Raw genomic sequence first — 19,171 nt, forward strand, 5'->3', positions numbered from 1 at the left:
CGCTCAGTCCAACGCAGGCGGCGGCGTCTCGCTTAAGACCGTGCGCAACGTTTCCATATCACGCGATAGCGGCCGGTCGTCGGCGTAGTGCGGTATGCGTTCACGGACAGCCCGATGAATCCTGTCCGTGCCGTCTGCTCGCAATGCCATCGATGTCAGGAAATCGTGCGCCTGAGCCGCCGCCATCAGCTCGATCGCGAGGATATATTCGGCATTGTCGATAACGGACAAAAGCTTGTTCGCGGCCGCCGTCGGATGCGCCAGAAAATCCTCCTGAAGACCTGAGGTCAGCCCGCCATCCACCGAGGCCGGAGCCGAAAGCCGGCGGCTCTCGTTGCTCAGCGCCGCAGCCGTATATTGCGCAATCATGAAGCCGGAATTGCTGCCCGCGTCACTCGCGAGAAACGGCGGCAAGCTGCTCACGAGCGGATTGACGAGCCGGTCCATGCGCCGTTCGCTCATCGCCGATATCTGCGCGATTGCGATTGCAAGACTGTCGGCCGCCTGTGCGAGGGCCGGAGCGACCGCATGTGCCTCCGATGACACGACGGGATTTTCCGGCGTGCCTGACACCGCGGGATTGTCGGTGACGGAGGCGAGTTCCTGATTGACGACCGCCGCACTGTTTTCGAACACGTCGCGCGCGGCCCCGTGTGCATGCGGGACGGATCGCAGGCTGAGCGCATCCTGTGTGCGCTTGCCATGGGCGGCAGCCACAAGCCCGCTGCCTGCGAGCCGCTTGCGAAGCGACCTGCCGACCTCTGCAATCCCTTTCGATGGCCGCAGCGCAAGGACAGCCTCATCGAAGGCCGCCATCTGGCAGCCCACGGCCTCAAGCGTGAGGGCGGCGATAGCATCCGCCCAATCGAGCAGCCGCTCTGCGCGTGCAATCGCGACGCAAGCCAGCCCAGTTGCGCAGGCCGTACCGTTGACGAGGCTGAGACCCTCCTTGGCACCCAGCACCAGCGGCTCAAGACCAATGGCCTCAAGCGCATCGCGGCCATTAAACGACCTGCCACCAACATGGGCGGTTCCTTCACCAATAAGGACCAGAGCTGTATGGGCATTGTGGGTCAGATAGCCGGCGGAGCCCTTCGACGGGACATCCGGGATACAGTCCTTTTCGAGAAAGGCTGCCAGATGACGGATGATCTCTGGCCGCACACCGGAATGGCCATGCGAAAAATTGACGATCTGTGCCGCGATGATAGCGCGAACTTCGCGCGGCGCCAGAAGCGGGCCAACGCCGCAGGCATGGCTTAGAATGATATTGCGCGACAGGCGGCTCTGAGAGGCCCTGTCTACCACGGTGTCGGAAAGAGCACCAACGCCGGTATTGATACCATAGGCCCGCACACCGCTTTCGACGATACGCTCGACGATCCTGCTTGCATTTTGGACCCGATCCCAAGCAGCGGGCGACAGCCCCAGCGCGTCTCCTGCGCCGACGCGCGCCACGTCCCGCCACGTGACGAGGTCATCGATGGTGACAGTGCTCATTGACCGCTTCCGAAATGACCGATGAATTGCCGGAAGGCCGGCGAGGCGCCACCGCCAAACATTTCCTGAGGAGCACCGCTGCTTTCGACCAACCCTTCGCGCATGAAGACCACGCGGTTGGAGACGTTGCGGGCAAAGCTCATTTCATGGGTGACGACGAGCATCGTCATGCCCTCCTCGGCGAGCGCGCGCATGACGCGCAGCACTTCGCCGACCAATTCGGGATCGAGGGCCGAGGTCGGCTCGTCGAACAGCATGACCTTTGGCTTCATGGCGAGTGCGCGGGCGATTGCAGCGCGCTGCTGCTGGCCGCCGGAAAGATGGGCGGGATAGGCGTGACGCTTCTCGAAAATACCGACCTTTTGCAAAAGCTTTTCGGCTTCCGCGATGCACTCGGCGCGCGGCCGCTTCAAGACATGCACTGGCCCCTCGATGACGTTCTGCAGGATCGTCATATGAGACCAGAGATTGAACTGCTGGAACACCATGCCGAGTTCTGAGCGGATATGATCCACCTGCTTCTGGCTCGCCGGCTTGCTCCTGCCGTTTTTGTGCACCATGCGGATTTCTTCACCATCGACCCAGATCTCGCCATCGGTGGCGGTCTCGAGCAGGTTGATGCAGCGAAGGAATGTCGATTTTCCCGAGCCCGAAGCGCCGAGAAGCGAGATCACGTCGCCATCCTCTGCATCGAGGGAAATGCCGCGAAGGACTTCGTGGGTGCCGAAGCTCTTGCGGATATTGCGGACCGAAAGTCGGGTTACGCCGGGCATGGAAGCTCCAATCAGATTCAGTCTTCCCTCACGCCTTCAGCGCCGGCGGGACCGCGCGGCGATGTCGCGAAAGAGAATATTCGAGCAGGGCCAGGCCCTGCAGGATGATGAAGTTCAAAGCGAGATAGATGATGGCCGCACAGAGAAAGACCTCCATCGTCCGGTAGGTGTGTGAGATCAGCCGCTGCGCCACGCCGGTCACTTCCCAGACGGTGACAAGGCTTGCAAGCGCCGTCGATTTCATCATCAGGACGATCTCGGTCGAATAGGCGGGCAAGGCATGCCGAAAGGCGATCGGCGCGATGATCCGGCGCACGAGCAGGAAGCCGGACATGCCGATGGATCGCGCCGCCTCTATCTCGCGCGGAGAGATGGCGCGAATACCGCCGCGAAAAATCTCTGCCGTATAGCCGCCGGTGCAGAGCGCCAGCGCCAGTACGGCGCAGACAAAAGGCTCACGCAGCAGCGGCCAGAGCGGGCCGTAGCGAATGATGCCGAACTGGGCGAGCCCGTAGAAAATCAGAAACATCTGGATGAGCAGCGGCGATCCGCGGAAGACGAAGATATAGCCCTTGGCGATCGACGATAGGAACGGGTTGCCGCCCACCCGCATCCAAACGATCAGGAGCGCTAGAAGGCCGCCGATCGTGATGGAACAAATGAACAGCGCAAGCGTCATGGGGAGCGCCTGAAGCAGGGTGATCATCGTCTGGCTGAGAAAGGCGAAATCCATGATCGATCCTCAGGCCTGGCCCATCGCGGCAGGCATGCTGCGGTTGGCGCGGCGCTCGGCGCCATTGAAGACCCGATCCGAAAGGCTTGTGAGGATCAGGTAGAGCGCGCCGCCGACGATGAAGAACAGGAAATATTGTCGTGTGGAGCCCGCCGCGACCTGGCTGGTGCGCATTAGCTCGGCAAGGCCGGTCACGGAGACAAGCGCAGAATCCTTCAGGCTGAGCTGCCAGACGTTGCCCATACCGGGGATGGCGAGCCTGAGCACCTGCGGCATGATGATACGCCGAAAACGCAGCCCCCTGTGCATCCCGATCGCGGAAGCGGCTTCAAGCTCGCCTTTCGAGATTGCGAGATAGGCGCCGCGAAAAACCTCGGCCTGATAGGCGCCCGAGATGATGCCAACGGCAAGTGCGCCAGCAGCAAAGGACGGCAGGCCGAGAAAGCCTTCGTAGCCCAACGCCTTGCCGATCGTGGTGACGGCCGTCGATCCGCCGAAATAGATGAGATAGATGATCAGCAGTTCCGGTACGCCACGAAAGACGGTCGTATAGACGTTTCCAAGCGTTACGAGAATGATGTTGCCCGAGAGCTTGGCCGAAGCGACGATGGTCCCGAAAACTGCACCAATCGCCAACGCGACTGCGGTGACGCAGAGCGTCATCAACGCACCCAACAACAGCAGTGCGCCCCAGCCGGTCGAGCCGAAACCGATCAATTCCAGTGTCGCCATCGCATTCGTTCCCCGCAGCGAGTGGTCAGTTTTCTTTTGTATGCAAGCATAACATGCGAATTGCGGCATCAAAGCCGAAAGCCGGCGCCTCGGATCCCGATGCGCCGGCGACCGATTATTCCTTCGGCGAAACGTCCGTCTTGAACCACTTCATCGACAGGGTCTTCACGGTACCGTCCGCCAGCGCCGACTTGATAGCTGCGCTGAGCATATCGCGAAGGTCTGTGTCGGCCTTGCGCACGCCGAGGCCTTCGCCAACGCCCCAGATCGAGCCTGCAACCTGCGGGCCGGTAAAGACGAGAGCGCCGTTGGCGGCGTCGAAAGCAGTCTGGAAATAGACGGCGTCGTCGAAGCCGAGGTCGATACGACCGTTCTGCAGGTCGAGGTCGCGGTCTGCGCCGGTCTTGTATTCACGGATCGTGGCGACATCACCGAAGTTGTCGTAGATGAACTTCGCATAGACGGTTGCCGCCTGGATGCCGATGGTCTTGCCCTTGAAGGCTTCCTTCAGCGCCGCGATTTCCTTAACGCCAGTCTGGCCGGGCGTCATGGTAACCGTCGCGCCGGTGCCGGCAGCGTTTGCCAGCGGACTATCCTTGGCGGTCGCGAAGGCGGCCGGCGTCGCGGCATAGGGAACGGTGAAGTCGATGACCTGCTTGCGCTCGTCGGTGATCGACAGTGCGTCCATGATCACGTCGAACTTACCGGCGTTCAGCGCCGGGATCATGCCGTCCCAATCGGACGCTACGAGCTTGCAATCGAGCTTCGCGCGTTCGCAAAGAACCTTGGCGAGTTCCGGCTCAAAGCCGCCGAGCGTGCCGTCCGAATTGGTCATATTCCAAGGCGCATAGGCGCCCTCGAGCGTGATGGTCACGGTCTTCCAGTCCTTCGCCTGGGCGGCGGGGCCGGCAAGAACGGAGAGCGCAAGCGCGCCGGAAAGAAGGGCGTGTTTAATCTTCATCTATGTTCTCCTCTTGAGATCGAAATGGCCGTTTCAATATTTACGCCGGTCTTTGCCGGCTTGCCGCTCATGCACCGACATAGGCTAGCCGGATTGATCGGGAAGTTGTATAGGGTACCATATGATAAAATTTGTGTTATGCAAGTGGCAAGTCGATTTATAGGCCAATTTCGCGCATGCACAAGGATTAGGCAATGAGACGCCCCACCGATCGAAGACGCGAGCTGACGGAAAACGATAATGGTCCGCTCTATGCGGGCGTCAAGCAAATGATCCTCGATCGGATCCACAGTGGCGAGTGGCCTCCGAAGCATCGGGTTCCATCCGAAAACGAACTCGTTGTCGAACTCGGCGTCAGCAAGATGACCGCCAATCGCGCCCTTCGAGAACTTGCCAGCGAAGGCGAACTTATCCGCATCCAGGGCGTAGGCTCGTTCGTCGCGGAGCGAAAAGGCTCTTCAGCCCTATTCGAAGTACGCAATATCGCGGAGGAGATAGCCGAGCGTGGCCATGTCCACGAGGCGACTGTTATTGTTCTTGCGCGGGAAACCGCATCCCCTGAGGTGGCAGACGGGCTAGCATTGAACATAGGAGATCCGGTTTTTCACTCGCTTATCGTTCACAGCGAGAATGGCGTACCGGTGCAAATCGAAGATCGCTTCGTCAATCCGTCCGCCGCGCCGGATTACCTTGAACAGGACTTCTCCTCCCTGACGCCCAACGCGTACCTGACGGCAGCGGCACCGCTAAGCGGCTCTGAACATGTCGTCGAGGCGGCGATGCCGCAAGGCTGGGAATGCAAGCTTCTGACGATCCTCAAAAGCGAGCCGTGTCTCACCATCCGGCGGCGGACATGGTCGGGAAAGGAAATCGTCTCAATTGCCAGGCTGATCTATCCCGGCCATCGTTACAGGCTCGAGACGCATAGCGGTAAAATGTTCGAGGAATAGCCGGTTCTTTGAGTTGTATATGGAGGGTATTATTTTTCTCGTGCCAAGGCCCTTCGCGTCCGAGATGAGAAGAAGGGCGACCGTTGACAAATGGCAAGCAGTTCATAAGCTCTGCCGCACCCTACGCCACCGACTTGATCCTCGGAGATAAAGATCATGCCGATGCAGGAACAGTGCAGCACAACCTGGCCAGACGCATGAAACGGTTGATTTTAGCCGGCGTTGCTCTCTGCTTTTCGTCTTATGCGGCCATGGCGGCCCAGACCCTCGATCTCATCGCGCAAAGAGGGGCTATTCGGATCGGCTACATAGCAGACGAGGCGCCGTTCTCCTCCAAGAAGAAGGATGGCACGCCCAGCGGCTACACCATCGATCTCTGCCGGAAGATTAGTGACGAAACCAAACGCAGCCTTCCCAATATCAAGCGGGAATACGTCGAAACCACACTGGCCGACGGCTTTGAAGCGGTGAAGAGCGGACGCATCGATCTCTTATGTGGCGCCTTGACCGTCAATCTTACCAGGCGCGAAACCGTCGATTTTTCCCAGCCGATCTTCGTGACGGGCGCAAGCGCCCTCCTGCGGAAGGACTCGCCGGACTATCTCCAGATACTCTTTCTGGACAGCCCCTCGGTACGCGCGGTGGACGCACGACCGACGTCAAACAGCAGCATTGGAGTGCGCGCAGACACGACGACAGGCACTACGCTGCGCGGCGCGCTCGGCACCGGGATACCGGAAGCGCGGGTTGCTGACTTCGCGACCCATGAAGACGGGCTCAAAGCGCTGGAGGATCACAGGATCGACGCATACTTCGCTGACCGGGCTCTTCTTATTGGCCTGGCAAGTCGCGCTCGCAATCCTACGGCACTTGAGATCGGTAATCGTCTGTTCACGCATGAGCCTTACGCAATCGCATTACGGCGAGACGATTCCGCCTTCCGCCTCCTCGTAGATCGTGCCTTGACAGATTTTTATCTTTCCGACGATTTTCCAAAGCTGCTGAAGACATATTTCGGAGGGGAGGCCGGGACGCTCCGAGCCGAAATCATGATGCAGTCGATCCCGCAATAGACTGAAAGCACCCGGCGGAAGGTCGTCAGGATCAAACGACGATCGGGACCTGCGCTCCATCCATACTAACCACCACGCCGGTCACATAACTTGCCTTGGCCGAACTCAGGAACGTCACGACGTTGGCGATTTCTTCAGGCGTTGCCATCCGACCAAGGGGGATGCGACTGACCGCCCGTGAAAGCGCCTCCTCTTCCGTGGTCCCGGCAAGCTTTGCTTCAGCCCTTATACCCTCGGCCACCCTGTCGGTCTCGGTCGTGCCGGGGTTCAGCCCGATGATCCTGATGCCGCTATCGGCATAGGCATTGGCTAGGCCAACCGTCGCCAGCATGAGCGCGGCATTGGCAGCGCCGCCGGCAAGATGCGTCGGGGACGCGACCTTTCCGCCTGACCCGATAATATTCACGATCACGCCGTCGCGTCGGTCGGCCATTCGCTTCACCACCGGATCGATCACGTTGATATAGGAGAAGTACTTGGCATCCATCGCCGCCCGCCAGGCAGCTGGTGTCAGCTCCGCCGGCGGAGTACGTCGGGCAGCGCCGGCGCTATTGATCACGATGTCCAGGCTACCGATCTCCGCTTCGATCTTCTCAACGAGCGCACGGGCCTGCTCGTCCGATGTCAGATCGGCAGCAAAGCCGATTGCGCCGGGAATTTGTTGAAGAGCAGTATCGATATTTGCTTGCGAGCGCGATGAGATAACGATGCGTGCGCCCTCAGACGCGAGAGAGCGGGCGCAGGCAAGTCCGATACCCTTTGAACCACCTGTGACGAGGGCGATCTTGCCGTTCAAATCCAATTGCATCGCATTTCCTTTCCCTTCTTCAGCCAGATCGCATGTCGCGCTGGCCATGCATCGCTTCCAAGCTCGTGATCAGGCTTTCAGAACGCCACCAGCAGCAACGACCGCCTCTGGCGTATCGACATCGAGGTGGGCTGCCTCGCCTATATCGACATCGATAATCGGGATTCCCGAGCCCTCTATGATATGCCGCGCGCCGACATCCCCTCTAAGCCGCATAACCTCGCCGTAAACCGCGCGGGGCAGAATGACCGGATTGCCGCGCTTACCCCGCGAGACGGCACGGACAATTGCATTGCCGCCCGCACCGCGGAACGCAGCCAACAGCAACCGCAAATCCTCCGTCGTAATGCCGGGCATATCGGCCAGCATGACGAGGATTCCGTCCGCCTGACGGGCCTCGACACATGAAAAACCTGCAATCAGTGAACTCGCCATGCCCGAGGCGAAATCGGCGTTATGAGCAAAAACAGCCCTCAGTCCGGAAAGAGCCCCGACGATCTCGTCTGCCCTATAGCCCGTCACCGCGATCACAGAATCTGCTCCGCTCCCGACCGCAGCCTCTGCGGAACGCCGGACGAGAGGCACGCCATCGAACTCCGCAAGCAGCTTGTGCGGTCCGCCCTCACCCATACGGCTCGCCCTTCCCGCAGCAAGCAGCACGACGGCCACAGATATCGGCGGCTTGCCGACCTCATCGCTTGATTGCGGAACACCAGAGGCCATCATGGCTCGCTCCTGCCCGGCAAGATGTGCTCTCGTGTGCGCAGCGACTGGATGATCTCGGCAAGGATTGCGACCGCAATCTCTGCCGGATTTGCCGCCTTGATCGCCAATCCTATGGGAGCACGGATTCTTGCCAGTTCGAGGTCATCGAGCCCCGCTTTCTTCAGACGTTCGAGACGAGCAGCATGGGTCTTGCGGCTACCAAGCGCTCCGACGTAGAAGCAGCCGGCCCGCAATGCCTGGCCGATCGGGTAGTCATCTATCTTCGGATCATGCGTAACAGCAACGAGCGCCGTGTACCGGTCGAGCGGTTGATCGCTGAGAACGTCAACCGGCCAATCCGCAACGAGATCGACGCCGGCGAAGCGCTCCGGTGTGGCAAAAGCGGTGCGTGGATCGATGATACGAATATCGAATCCGGCAAGCGCCGACATATTCGCCAGCACCTGGCTGATATGTACCGCTCCGATGACCACAATTCGGACGGGAGGCAGATAGGCGTTCACGAAAAACGATCGACTGTCGGCCTCCACCACGCCCGATTTTCCGGATCGAAATCTGTCGGCGACGGCCTCGCCGAGACTACCATCCACCAACTCGCCTTCCAGGAGGAGATCGCTCTTTCCACTCGCAAGGTCAGTCACCTGTACCACGGCTTTGCGAGCGCGCCTCGCACTGTTCAGCGCCATCAAGTCTGAAGCATTCATCAGCCGAGCCTTTCAGGGTATGTTTGTCGCGGCATGACACCGAGCTTGCAGGAGGGAAATTGATCCCGACAGGCAGGACCAAGCGAAGCGCGATTGGCTTGAAATATCATAGTTATCGGAACCGGCTGGTTCGGCAAGCGCAAGCGTGCATAAGCCTCATCAATTTGCGTTGAGGATGAACGGGCTGACGCTTTCCGAAGATCGACAGTGTCCATTATCCATTTTTTGGCCCCAACGCCGCGTCCACTGCATCGTAAAGATTGGATTCAGCCTTTTTTGGTAATTCTCCGTTAGCGTTTGCTCTCTGTGTTTTTCCGCGGCAGGGATTCGTCCGTCGGCCGTTGTTTTGCGTACGGGTTTTCATGCGTCCAATCATCTTGCCGGCAATGCTCCTTGTGTCCCTGGTCATGGCAGGATGCACCGCCAAATCAGGCCCGGAAGTCGCCGTGAGCGAGCACCCGTCACCGGAAACGACCGGCTCCGTCCGCCTCCCAGTGCCGGTGCCTACGGTCGACGTCGGCAAGGGAGCCTCCACTGCGGCACGGCCGCCCAAAGAGTTGGCCTGGACAGGGCCAGCTCCGGAAGCGCAGCCATTCCCTGACGCCATTGAGACACCTGGCTTACCCGTTCCGTCGGAGAGGCCGGTCGCACTGATCATGCAGACCAGTCCCGCCATCGAGGCACCGCCAGGAATCCGAGCGCGGATTTACAGCCGCCAGTTCCGAGACGCCAAACCGATCAACTTCGGTTCCTACTCGCCAAAGAAGCTTGCCGTTCACGGCGTCGACGTTTCGCGCTGGCAGGGCGATATCGACTGGGCAAAGCTACAAAGCCAGGGCGCGAATTTCGTCTATATCAAGGCCACCGATGGCGGCGATCATCTCGACCCGATGTTCAAGGAAAATTGGCGAAAGGCCAAGGAGGCCGGCCTGAAGCGTGGCGCCTATCATTTCTTCTACTGGTGCCGAACGGCCGGCGAACAGGCCGACTGGTTCATCCGCAACGTGCCGAAGGAGGCGGGTGCCCTTCCTCCTGTCATCGACGTTGAATGGAACAGCGAGTCGAGTTGCAGCCAGCGCATCTCGCGTGCGCGAGTCCTGGAAAAGATGCAGGTCTTCCTGGACAAGCTGGAGAAGCATTACGGCCAACGACCCATTGTCTACACGGCCCCGGACTTCTATCGCGACAACCTGCGTGGCGAACTGCTCAACTATCCCTTCTGGCTCCGCTCGGTCGCCGCCCATCCGTCCAAGGTCTATCCGGGACGAAAGTGGCTGTTCTGGCAGTATTCCGGCTCCGGTGTTTCGCACGGCGTCGATGGCCATATCGACCTCAATGTCTTCAATGGCAGCCCGGGCGACTGGCACAACTGGGTGGCGTCACGCGCGAATTGAGGCTTTTCGCGCGCTTAACCTCAAACAGTCGGCGGCACGAAGCCGGCAGGACCTGTACTGACATAGATGGCGTAAAGCGAGGTTGTTGCGGTGATGAAGAGCCGGTTTCGCCTTGGGCCACCGAAGCAGACGTTCGAGACACCTTCGGGCGTCAGGATCCGCCCGATCAATGTGCCGTCCGGGGCATAGACACGCACGGAATCGCCGCTTGAGGTGAAGATGTTGCCGTACCGATCGACCCTGAAGCCATCGAACAGGCCGACATCGCAGATGGCGAAATTCCGCCCTTCGCCAAGGCTGGATCCATTTCCAGACACCGGGTAGGCGCGCATGGCGGCCGGATGACCCGGCACATGCGTCGCGCCGGTGTCGGAGACATAAAGGATGCTTTCATCGGGAGAGAATGCCAGGCCATTCGGCTTGACCAGATCGGTCGCCACGATGGACAGCGATCCGTCGGCAGGATCGAGCCTGTAGACATTCGAAGCGCCGATTTCCGAGCTGGCGGCAAATCCTTCGTAATCGCTGTCTATCCCGTAGGTCGGATCGGAAAACCAGATCGAGCCGTCGGACTTGACCACTACATCGTTCGGAGAATTCAGGCGCTTGCCCTCGAAGCGGTCAGCCAGTGTTTTCCACTGCCCATCGTGCTCCAGTCGGCTCACTCGGCGGTTGCCATGTTCGCAAGCGATGATGCGGCCTTCGGCATCGATTGTGTGGCCGTTGTGATGACCGCAGGGGCTTTCGAAGACGCCCGCCGACCCGGTCACTTCGTCATAGCGCAGAATGCGATTGTTCGGAATGTCGGACCATATGACGTGGCGGGCAGAGGGAACATAGACCGGGCCTTCGGTCCAGCGTCCGCCGGTCCACAATTGCTCCAGCCTGGCGGATCCGTGAATCAGCGCCGAAAAGCGTTGGTCGAGACTGTCGTAAAGGCTCATCTTGCTCCTCCCAGAGCGGCGCTTCCCACGCCAAATCGATAAGCGCAGCTAACGATCAACGCCGTCAGGAATCAAGATGAAAACAATGAGATATAGCGACACGCCACCCCGGCATCGACGGATAATCCCGCCAAACGCTTGCATGTCAGGAGAATCGGCCTATGTTTGAATCATCTGAAACGTAACGAAAGGAAGGTGATCCAATGTCTAATGAGATTTCGGTGCTCGTGAAGGACATGGGAGTTAAGGTAATGATTGCGAGGCAGCCCTCGCTCTAAGCCAACCTTCCTACGGGTTGCTATGTGCAGTCCGGGTCTTTCACAAGACCAAAGCTCATGGAGGGCCGCCAGCAGCGGCCCTTTTTGCTGTCCGGAATTATGATTTGACGGATATCGGCCGCGCGGGATTGCCGATGACCGTAGCCCCTTTCGGCACATCCTTAGTGACAACCGCGCCTGCGCCTACGATTGCATCGTCCCCGATCGTCACACCGGGCAGGATAATTGCGCCGCCGCCAATCCAGACGTTTTCGCCGATCGTGACCGGCAGGCCGATCTCAAGCCCGGCTTTTCTGAGCGCCGGATCCTTGTGGTGCTGTGCGCAATAGATTTGCACGCCGGGCCCAAGCATCGTCGAAGCGCCGATCCGCACGGGCGCCGTATCGAGGATGGCGCAGCCGGCGTTGAGGTATACATTCTCCCCGAGGATGATGTTCATACCATAGGCGCAATGGAACGGCGCCTCGATAAAACTCCCCTCGGCGACTTCGGAAAAGAGTGCCTTCAGCGCCGGCGCCATGCTGCCGCGCTCTGCCGGCGGCATACTATTGTGCTGGTGCACCGCCTCACGGGCGCGACGCTGCAGCGGTCGAAGTTCAGGATCCTGGCAGGAATACCATTCTCCGGCTGCCATCTTCTCGCGTTCGGATTTGGGCGTCATGGGCTCGGCTCTAATCGGTGAAGGCTGTTCCCGCTTATGCAATGAGTCGGGCCGGCAGTCACGCTATAAGTGTTTTTTATCGGGACACACCTCGACTGACATGGCTTCATTGGATGTAAAGTCCGGCCATATTGCCGCATTGCGTGTTTGCGCTTCGACGATTACCAGAGCAGAACGATTTCGGGGGACAGAGCTGCTTGCATAGGCCGATCAAAACGGGACATTGGGTGGTGCGCATACTCTGCGCGCTCGCACTTCTGTTCGTCGGATTCGGCCATCAGCCAGCGGGGATGGCCGAGAACACCCCCTTCAACGTTGCGGCCTATGCCCTGCCCGATGGCACGCTCCCCGTTCTTTGCGTCAGCGAAAGTGATGACAGCCAAAAGGATAGCGGCAAGCACATTCACGCGCAGGGCTGCGAAGCCTGCCGCATCAGCGCCTCCGTGCTTCTGCCGTCACCGGTCGACAATCTCGGCGAGAGGATGCGACCGGCGGCCATTGCACCCATGCGACCCTTCATTCGGGTCGCGCAACGGCGGATCCTTTCTCCCAGCACGGCGCCCCGAGCGCCGCCATTTTACCTGAGCTAGTTCCGTAAGCCTCTTTGGAATTCCCTGGATGTCCAGGCGATGCTGTCGGCCCGCACGGTGCAGCGCATCGACCGCCTGAACACATCCGGCAAAGCTAAAGACGCGAGGAACGATCGGCTGTCCTCTCCGCAGGAAGGGCAAAGCCACATCTCTCCTAAACGACAGCACACAAGGCACTCGACCGTTGTTCGGTCCGATCGCCCTTGATCTCAGCCCATTTCGGCCGGCGGTGCCTGAATATTCATGAGCCGGCTGCCGACCGCCATACAAACGGACCTCCGTGTCCACGAACACAAGGGAATACCCATGTCGAAATTCATCCGTATATTCAGCGTCGCATCCGTCTTGAGCGTCGCCGCTGCCGGTCAGGCACTGGCGCATGCCCATCTTCAATCCGCGACGCCGGCAATGGACGGCACCGTAAAGGCATCGCCGGCTGAGCTGGATCTCAAATTCTCGGAAGGATTGAACATCAAATTCACCGGGATAGCCGTAACCGGCCCAGACGGGAAAGAAGTACAGACGGGTGACGCCAAGCTTAGCGCCGCTGACGATACAATGCTGGTCGTGCCTGTCTCGGGTACACTTCCCGCCGGCGTCTACACCGTCAAATGGCATGCGCTTTCGACTGATGGCCACAAGACCAATGGAAACTACAGCTTCACCGTGAAGCCCTAAGAATCCATCGGCCGCTGCGCCCTTTCCTGTTGATAGCGCGGGAGGCAGCGGCCGGTTCCATTGAACGTCTCTCTCAGACGATACCACCGCCACCAGCAGCGGATGCTGGACGCTCCGCAGCAACCTTCTTGCGATAGCCGCTGGCGCGATATGCTGCGATCGGATCGATCGCCCCGTTTGCACGGCGACGCGCTTCCGCAAGGATGGGCTCGACGTCGGTGCGGTAGGCACGCTTCAGCGTTTCCGACGCCATCATGGCGTCGTTCTCATCCTGATAGCCGGACAAGGCCTTGCGGTCGACGATCAGCGCCTGCGCATAGGCGCGGCGGATTTCGTTGGCGCTGTTGATCAGGCTTTCGATCGGATCGGTGACATTGTGCGACTGGTCGATCATGTGCGCCGGATTGAAGTCGTTGACGCCGCGCTGTTCGGCATCCAGCAGCTCGTTGAAGACGAGGAACAGGCGATAGGGCTCGATCACACCCGCATCGAGGTCATCATCGCCGTATTTGGAATCGTTGAAGTGGAAGCCGCCGAGTTTGCCGAACTGGATCAGGCGGGCGACGATCATCTCGATATTGGTGTTCGGCGCATGATGTCCTAGATCGACGAGGCAGAATGCCTTCGGGCCAAGCGTCTGGGCGATCAGATAGTTGGTGCCCCAATCCTGCACCACGGTCGAGTAGAAGGCCGGCTCGTACATCTTGTGTTCGGTGAAGATCTTCCAATCATCCGGCAGCGCCTCGTAAATATCGGCCATGGATGCGAGGTAACGCTCGAAAGCCTTTGTGAAATGGCTCTGGCCGGGGAAGTTCGAGCCGTCGCCAACCCAGACCGTCAGCGCCTTCGAGCCGATCGCCTTGCCAATCTCGATGCATTCGAGATTGTGCTCGACAGCTTGAGCGCGGGTGGCGGCATCCGTGTGGCTGAGCGAACCATACTTATAAGAGTGTGTCTGCCCCGGCGCATCCGAAAAAGTGTTCGAATTCATCGCGTCGAAGCCAAGGCCGAGCGCATTGCCCTTTGCCCTCAACTCCTTGGCATCCGCCTTGTCCCAGGGGATATGCAGAGAGACGTTCGGCGTCGCCCGTGTCAGCTGGTTGATGACGGCGCAGTCGTCAAGTTTATCAAAGATGCCGCGCGGCTCGCCCGTGCCGGGAAAACGGGCAAATCGCGTACCGCCCGTGCCGACGCCCCAGGAAGGCACCGCCACGAAGAAATCTTCGACTTTCCTGGTGACTGCCTCGATATCGATGCCGCGGCGCGCAAAATTGGCACCCAACGCTTCATAGTCTGATTTCAGCGCAGCGGCGCGCTTGTCATTTTCGGCTACGACAAGGTCGGCAGCAATTCGTAATTCGGCCATCGGTTTCCTCCCATTCTTTTCCTGCTGCGGCGATGCCCCTCATCCGCCTGCCGGCACCTTCTCCGCGCAAGCGGGGAGAGGGTTAGGGTGAGGGGCAACCCCTTGCGCGAAACTACCGCGTAAAGCTCTGCGCGTTGCCGGCGTCGACGTTGATGATATTGCCAGTCGACTTGGCCGACAGGTCCGAAGCCAGGAAGTAGATCGCTTCTGCAATATCCTCAGGGAAGACGTTGAGCTTCAGCATCGAACGCTTGCGGTAATGTTCTTCCAGCTCGTCCACCTCGATCTTGGATGAGGCCGCCCGTTGTTCTCGCCATTCGCCGTTCCAGATCTTCGAGCCGCGCAGAACGGCATCCGGATTGACGGTGTTGACGCGGATACCGGCATCAGCACCCTCGAGCGCGAGGCAGCGGGCGAGATGGATCTCAGCCGCCTTGGCCGTGCAATAGGCAGCCGCGTTCGGCGAGGAGGCAAGGCCGTTCTTGGAGGCGACGAAGACGACGTTGCCGCCGAGCGCCTGCCTGCGGAAGAGACGGAAAGCTTCGCGGGAGACGAGGAAATAGCCGGTCGCCAGAATGTCGATGTTGCGGTTCCACATCGACAGTTCGGTCGTTTCGATCGGTGCCGAGGATGCGATTCCTGCATTCGAGACCAGAATGTCGATGCCGCCGAATTCGACGCAGGACTCGGCGAAAGATGAGATGACCGCATCTTCCTTGGTCACATCGAGCTTGACGCTGCGCACTGCATCGGCGCCGTAGCTCTTGACGAAATCGGCGTGCGTGGTTTCCAGCGCTGCAGCGTCGATATCAGCAAGCACGACGCAAGCGCCCTCGCCAACCAGCCGGGCCGCAGTCGCGCGGCCAATGCCGCCGGCGCCGCCGGTGACGAAGGCAACCTTGCCCGCCATGCTCTTCGGCTTCGGCATGCGCTGCAGCTTGGCCTCTTCGAGCAGCCAGTATTCGATGTCGAAGGCTTCCTGCTCCGGCAGGCCCTGATATTCGGAGACGGTCGAAGCGCCGCGCATGACGTTGATGGCGTTGACGTAGAATTCGCTGGCGATACGAGCCGTTGCCTTGTCGCGTGCGAAGGAGAGCATGCCGACACCAGGAACGAGGAAGATGACGGGATTCGCGTCACGCATCGCCGGCGAATTGTCATGCTTGCAGTCGTTGTAATAGCGCGCGTAATCGGCACGATAGTCTTCAAGCGCCTTGTCGAGGCTTGCAACCACCGCATCGACATCCGGTTTGGCGGGATCGAAATCCACGATCAGCGGGCGGATCTTGGTGCGCAGGAAATGGTCGGGGCAGCTGGTGCCGAGCGCACCGAGCGGACGCAGGCTCTTCGAATTGACGAATTCGAGCACCGCGTCTTGATCATCGAAATGGCCAAGCTTGCGTTCCGCCTTGCCTATGCGGCCACGAACCTCGGGCATCAGGCGGGCGGCAATCGCGCGCCGCTCGGCCAGCGGAAGGCTTTCGGTCACGGCGCCACCGAAGATGGTCTTGCCCGAAGTTTGCTCGGCAAACCACTTGATCGCCTTGTTGATGATCTGAAGCGTCAGTTCGTAGCAGGCCTTCGCGTCGTTGGCCCAGGTGAACAGGCCGTGGCTTTCCAGCACGACGCCCTTTGCATCAGGATGATCCTTGACGAAAGCTTCGAGATCGAGGCCGAGCTGGAAGCCGGGGCGGCGCCAGGGCAGCCAGCCGATTTCATCGCCAAAAATCTGCTTCGTCAATTCCTTGGAATTCTTGGACGCCGCAATCGCGATGATCGCATCCGGATGCATGTGGTCGACATGTGTGAATGGTACGAAACCATGCAGCGGCGTGTCGATCGATGCGGCGCGGGCATTGAGGTTGAACGTGCAGTGCGGCAGGAAGCCGACCATGCGATCTTCATCCTCGACACCGCGATAGATGCTTTTGAGCGAATCGAGCTTGTCCTGATAAAGCGTCGCAAAGCCGTCGAGCTTGATCGTTCCGACGTCGCCGCCCGAGCCCTTCACCCAGAGTACCTTCACTTTGCCGCCGGTCAGCGGGTCGGTTTCCATTACCTTCGCAGAGGTGTTACCGCCGCCGTAGTTGGTGATGCGCTTGTCTGCGCCGAGCAGATTCGAGCGATAGAGCAGCTTGCCGGGCTCATCCAGGCCGGCCGCATGCTTATCATCCCAACGGTTTTCGAGAAGCCGAACCTCAGCCGCCATGTCATCCTCCCATAGCAAAATCTTTTGCAAACGCAGGCCTCGCCGCGTCTATTTCGTTGACGGTATCGCTCATGGAAAGCTGCGTTGTCAATCGAAAACGATCAAAATCGATAATTGTGCAGCGCAATATGAAAATTTATGATCGTTTTTGATTGACACTTTGTCATATATGAGAAATAAGCGACGCAGGGAGGAGCCGATGCACGAACGGGAACGCCATCGCATCATACTAAGCGCCGTACAGGAAAAGTCCGTGGTCACGATTCAGGATATATCCGAATTGACCGAGGCTTCCGAGGCGACGATCCGGCGCGATATTGCAGCTCTGCATGTGCAGGGAAAGATCAGGCGCGTTCGCGGCGGCGCGGAAGCCGTGCACCCTCCTCAGCTTGGAAATCTGGCAGCCCGACCCTTCAGAGTGTCGGAAGCAGTCAACATCGATAAAAAGCGCGCAATCGCGCGTCAGGCCGTCGATCTCTGCGAGCCCGGCGATGCCATCATCATCAACGGCGGCACGACGACGTTCCAGATGGTGCATTTCATGGCGGCCCACCGGCTGCAGGTCATGACCAACTCATTTGCGATTGCCGAACATCTGGTGAAGCATTCGAAGAATTCGGTAACGATCCCGGGTGGCGCGATCTATCGCGAGCAGAGCCTGATCCTGTCGCCGTTCGATAACGACACCATCCGCAATTTCTATGCGCGGCGGATGTTTATCGGCGCACAGGGCGTGGGCCCGCTCGGCATCATGGAATCGGACGCACTGGTCATCCAGAGCGAGCAAAAGCTCATGCACCAGGCGGACGAGCTGGTTGTCATGGTCGATTCCAGCAAGTTCCATCGCCGATCGAGCCTCATACTGTGTTCGCTCGATCGCGTTTCGACGATCATTACCGATGACGGAATTTCTCAAGAAGCCGTCAGAATGATCGAAGATGCAGGTGTCTCGCTCGTCGTTTCGAGCGTGACGCCGCAATCGGGGACGGAGGATTCCTCTTCGGTCGCCTGAATGGGGACGGAAGGGGTGGGAGCAGTCTTATCAACGTGGGAGGATGAATTATGAATATTGCAAAGAAACTCGCGATCGGCGTGGCGCTGGCCGCCATTATGGTCGCTGGCTCGGCAAGCGCCAAGGACATCAAGATCGGTCTGGTGGTGAAGTCCCTAGGCAACGGCTTCTTTGAAGCTGCCAATAAGGGCGCGCAGGAAGCCGCCAAGGAACTCGGCGGCGTAGAAGTAATCTACACCGGCCCGACGACGACCACGGCCGAAGGCCAGATCGAAGTCATCAATTCGCTGATCGCCCAGGGCGTCGACGCGATCGAGATTTCCGCCAACGATCCGGACGCCGTCATTCCGGCTCTGAAGAAGGCAAAGCAGCGCGGCATCAAGGTCATCTCCTTCGATTCCGGCGTCAACAAGGATGGCCGCATCCTTCAGCTCAACCCATCCTCTAACGAGTTGATTGGCAAGATGTGCCTGAAGCTGGCAGCCGACCATCTGGATGGCGGCAAGGGTGACTTCGCAATCCTTTCGGCAACCACCACCTCGACGAACCAGAACATCTGGATCGGCGAAATGAAGAAGCAGCTGAAGGATTTTCCGGGCCTCAACCTCGTCACGACGGTCTATGGCGACGACCTCTCGGACAAGAGCTATCGCGAAGCCCAGGGCCTCCTGACCTCGCACCCTGAAGTCAAGGTCATCGTCGCTCCGACCACCGTCGGCGTTCTCGCTGCATCGCAGGCCGTCAAGGACGCAGGCAAGATCGGCCAGGTCTACGTGACCGGTCTCGGCCTGCCGTCTGAAATGGCCGGTGCGATCAAGTCCGGCGCGACGAAGGAATTCGCCATCTGGAATCCGATCGATCTTGGCTATTCTGCAACGCAGATCGCCTATCGCCTCGTCAAGGGCGAGACCGACGGCAAGCCGGGCAGCGAAATCAATGCCGGCCGCATGGGCAAGATCAAGGTTGACGACAAGGGCGAAGCCGCCATGTCCGATCCCTTTGTCTACAATGCCTCGAACATCGACCAGTTCTCCAAGGTCTTCTGATCCTAGGAGCGTTTGAACGCACCACCCGGCGGT

General features: G+C 59.5%; 19 protein-coding genes. 7 read left to right on the forward strand and 12 right to left on the reverse strand.

Annotated features, from left to right (window positions below; all coding sequences use genetic code 11):
- Positions 1–3: 3 nt before the first annotated feature.
- The 5 genes from hutH to DTW90_RS23305 all read right to left on the reverse strand — a co-directional run bounded on the left by hutH (position 4) and on the right by DTW90_RS23305 (position 4,699).
- The gene (hutH, locus tag DTW90_RS23285) at positions 4–1,500 is read right to left on the reverse strand and encodes a histidine ammonia-lyase (RefSeq protein WP_132526372.1); all 1,497 of its coding nucleotides are present in this window, start codon (positions 1,498–1,500) and stop codon (positions 4–6) included.
- Positions 1,497–2,273: an ATP-binding cassette domain-containing protein gene (locus DTW90_RS23290; RefSeq protein WP_132526374.1), complete on the reverse strand. Its 777-nt coding sequence runs from the start codon at positions 2,271–2,273 to the stop codon at positions 1,497–1,499. The genes hutH and DTW90_RS23290 overlap by 4 nt, the downstream gene beginning before the upstream one ends.
- Positions 2,274–2,301: 28 nt before the next feature.
- Entirely contained in the window at positions 2,302–3,006 is a 705-nt protein-coding gene (locus tag DTW90_RS23295; protein ID WP_132526376.1) for an ABC transporter permease subunit, read from the reverse strand.
- 9 nt (positions 3,007–3,015) lie between these two features.
- A complete protein-coding gene (locus tag DTW90_RS23300; protein WP_132526378.1) occupies positions 3,016–3,738 on the reverse strand; it encodes an ABC transporter permease subunit in 723 nt (240 codons plus the stop codon).
- A gap of 115 nt (positions 3,739–3,853) precedes the next feature.
- On the reverse strand, positions 3,854–4,699 hold the full coding sequence (locus tag DTW90_RS23305) for a transporter substrate-binding domain-containing protein (protein WP_132526380.1): 846 nt from the start codon (positions 4,697–4,699) through the stop codon (positions 3,854–3,856).
- Between the two features lie 194 nt (positions 4,700–4,893).
- Here DTW90_RS23305 and hutC point away from each other — a divergent pair, with 194 nt between their 5' ends.
- Entirely contained in the window at positions 4,894–5,649 is a 756-nt protein-coding gene (gene hutC / locus DTW90_RS23310; RefSeq protein WP_132526382.1) for a histidine utilization repressor, read from the forward strand.
- Between the two features lie 197 nt (positions 5,650–5,846).
- Positions 5,847–6,722, forward strand: coding sequence for an amino acid ABC transporter substrate-binding protein (locus DTW90_RS23315; RefSeq protein ID WP_149341314.1), 876 nt, complete (start codon positions 5,847–5,849; stop codon positions 6,720–6,722).
- A gap of 31 nt (positions 6,723–6,753) precedes the next feature.
- Here DTW90_RS23315 and DTW90_RS23320 read toward each other — a convergent pair whose 3' ends face one another.
- The 3 genes from DTW90_RS23320 to DTW90_RS23330 all read right to left on the reverse strand — a co-directional run bounded on the left by DTW90_RS23320 (position 6,754) and on the right by DTW90_RS23330 (position 8,960).
- Positions 6,754–7,530, reverse strand: coding sequence for an SDR family oxidoreductase (locus DTW90_RS23320; protein WP_132526386.1), 777 nt, complete (start codon positions 7,528–7,530; stop codon positions 6,754–6,756).
- Between the two features lie 69 nt (positions 7,531–7,599).
- Positions 7,600–8,256 (reverse strand): nucleotidyltransferase family protein, encoded by a 657-nt coding sequence (locus DTW90_RS23325; RefSeq protein ID WP_132526388.1) that lies wholly within the window; start codon positions 8,254–8,256, stop codon positions 7,600–7,602.
- Positions 8,253–8,960, reverse strand: a complete 708-nt coding sequence (locus tag DTW90_RS23330) for an XdhC family protein (protein ID WP_132526390.1) — start codon at positions 8,958–8,960, stop codon at positions 8,253–8,255. The genes DTW90_RS23325 and DTW90_RS23330 overlap by 4 nt, the downstream gene beginning before the upstream one ends.
- 362 nt (positions 8,961–9,322) lie before the next feature.
- On the opposite strand from DTW90_RS23330, the gene DTW90_RS23335 reads away from it, so the two are divergent.
- Positions 9,323–10,354 carry a GH25 family lysozyme gene (locus DTW90_RS23335; RefSeq protein WP_149341274.1) on the forward strand — a complete coding sequence of 344 codons (1,032 nt, stop codon included), beginning with the start codon at positions 9,323–9,325 and terminating at the stop codon, positions 10,352–10,354.
- A 20-nt stretch (positions 10,355–10,374) separates the two neighbouring features.
- Here DTW90_RS23335 and DTW90_RS23340 read toward each other — a convergent pair whose 3' ends face one another.
- Positions 10,375–11,298, reverse strand: a complete 924-nt coding sequence (locus DTW90_RS23340; RefSeq protein WP_132526394.1) for an SMP-30/gluconolactonase/LRE family protein — start codon at positions 11,296–11,298, stop codon at positions 10,375–10,377.
- A 375-nt stretch (positions 11,299–11,673) separates the two neighbouring features.
- Positions 11,674–12,237, reverse strand: coding sequence for a sugar O-acetyltransferase (locus DTW90_RS23345; protein ID WP_149341276.1), 564 nt, complete (start codon positions 12,235–12,237; stop codon positions 11,674–11,676).
- A gap of 230 nt (positions 12,238–12,467) precedes the next feature.
- Between DTW90_RS23345 and DTW90_RS23350 the strand changes: the two genes are divergently transcribed.
- Complete coding sequence (locus DTW90_RS23350; RefSeq protein ID WP_245512967.1) at positions 12,468–12,827, forward strand: hypothetical protein; 360 nt, start codon at positions 12,468–12,470, stop codon at positions 12,825–12,827.
- Positions 12,828–13,133: 306 nt separating this feature from the next.
- Positions 13,134–13,505 (forward strand): copper homeostasis periplasmic binding protein CopC, encoded by a 372-nt coding sequence (copC, locus tag DTW90_RS23355; protein ID WP_132526400.1) that lies wholly within the window; start codon positions 13,134–13,136, stop codon positions 13,503–13,505.
- 73 nt (positions 13,506–13,578) lie between these two features.
- On the opposite strand, the gene rhaI is transcribed toward copC, so the two are convergent.
- Together rhaI and DTW90_RS23365 are read right to left on the reverse strand one after the other, a co-directional pair.
- Positions 13,579–14,871, reverse strand: a complete 1,293-nt coding sequence (gene rhaI / locus DTW90_RS23360; RefSeq protein WP_132526402.1) for an L-rhamnose catabolism isomerase — start codon at positions 14,869–14,871, stop codon at positions 13,579–13,581.
- 112 nt (positions 14,872–14,983) lie between these two features.
- Positions 14,984–17,080: a bifunctional rhamnulose-1-phosphate aldolase/short-chain dehydrogenase gene (locus DTW90_RS23365; RefSeq protein WP_132526404.1), complete on the reverse strand. Its 2,097-nt coding sequence runs from the start codon at positions 17,078–17,080 to the stop codon at positions 14,984–14,986.
- A 199-nt stretch (positions 17,081–17,279) separates the two neighbouring features.
- On the opposite strand from DTW90_RS23365, the gene DTW90_RS23370 reads away from it, so the two are divergent.
- Positions 17,280–18,092: a DeoR/GlpR family DNA-binding transcription regulator gene (locus tag DTW90_RS23370; RefSeq protein ID WP_132526406.1), complete on the forward strand. Its 813-nt coding sequence runs from the start codon at positions 17,280–17,282 to the stop codon at positions 18,090–18,092.
- 50 nt (positions 18,093–18,142) lie between these two features.
- Positions 18,143–19,138 (forward strand): rhamnose ABC transporter substrate-binding protein, encoded by a 996-nt coding sequence (rhaS, locus tag DTW90_RS23375; protein WP_132526408.1) that lies wholly within the window; start codon positions 18,143–18,145, stop codon positions 19,136–19,138.
- Positions 19,139–19,171 lie beyond the last annotated feature (33 nt).

The sequence above is a fragment of the Neorhizobium sp. P12A genome, from assembly GCF_008365395.1.
Taxonomy (GTDB): domain Bacteria; phylum Pseudomonadota; class Alphaproteobacteria; order Rhizobiales; family Rhizobiaceae; genus Rhizobium.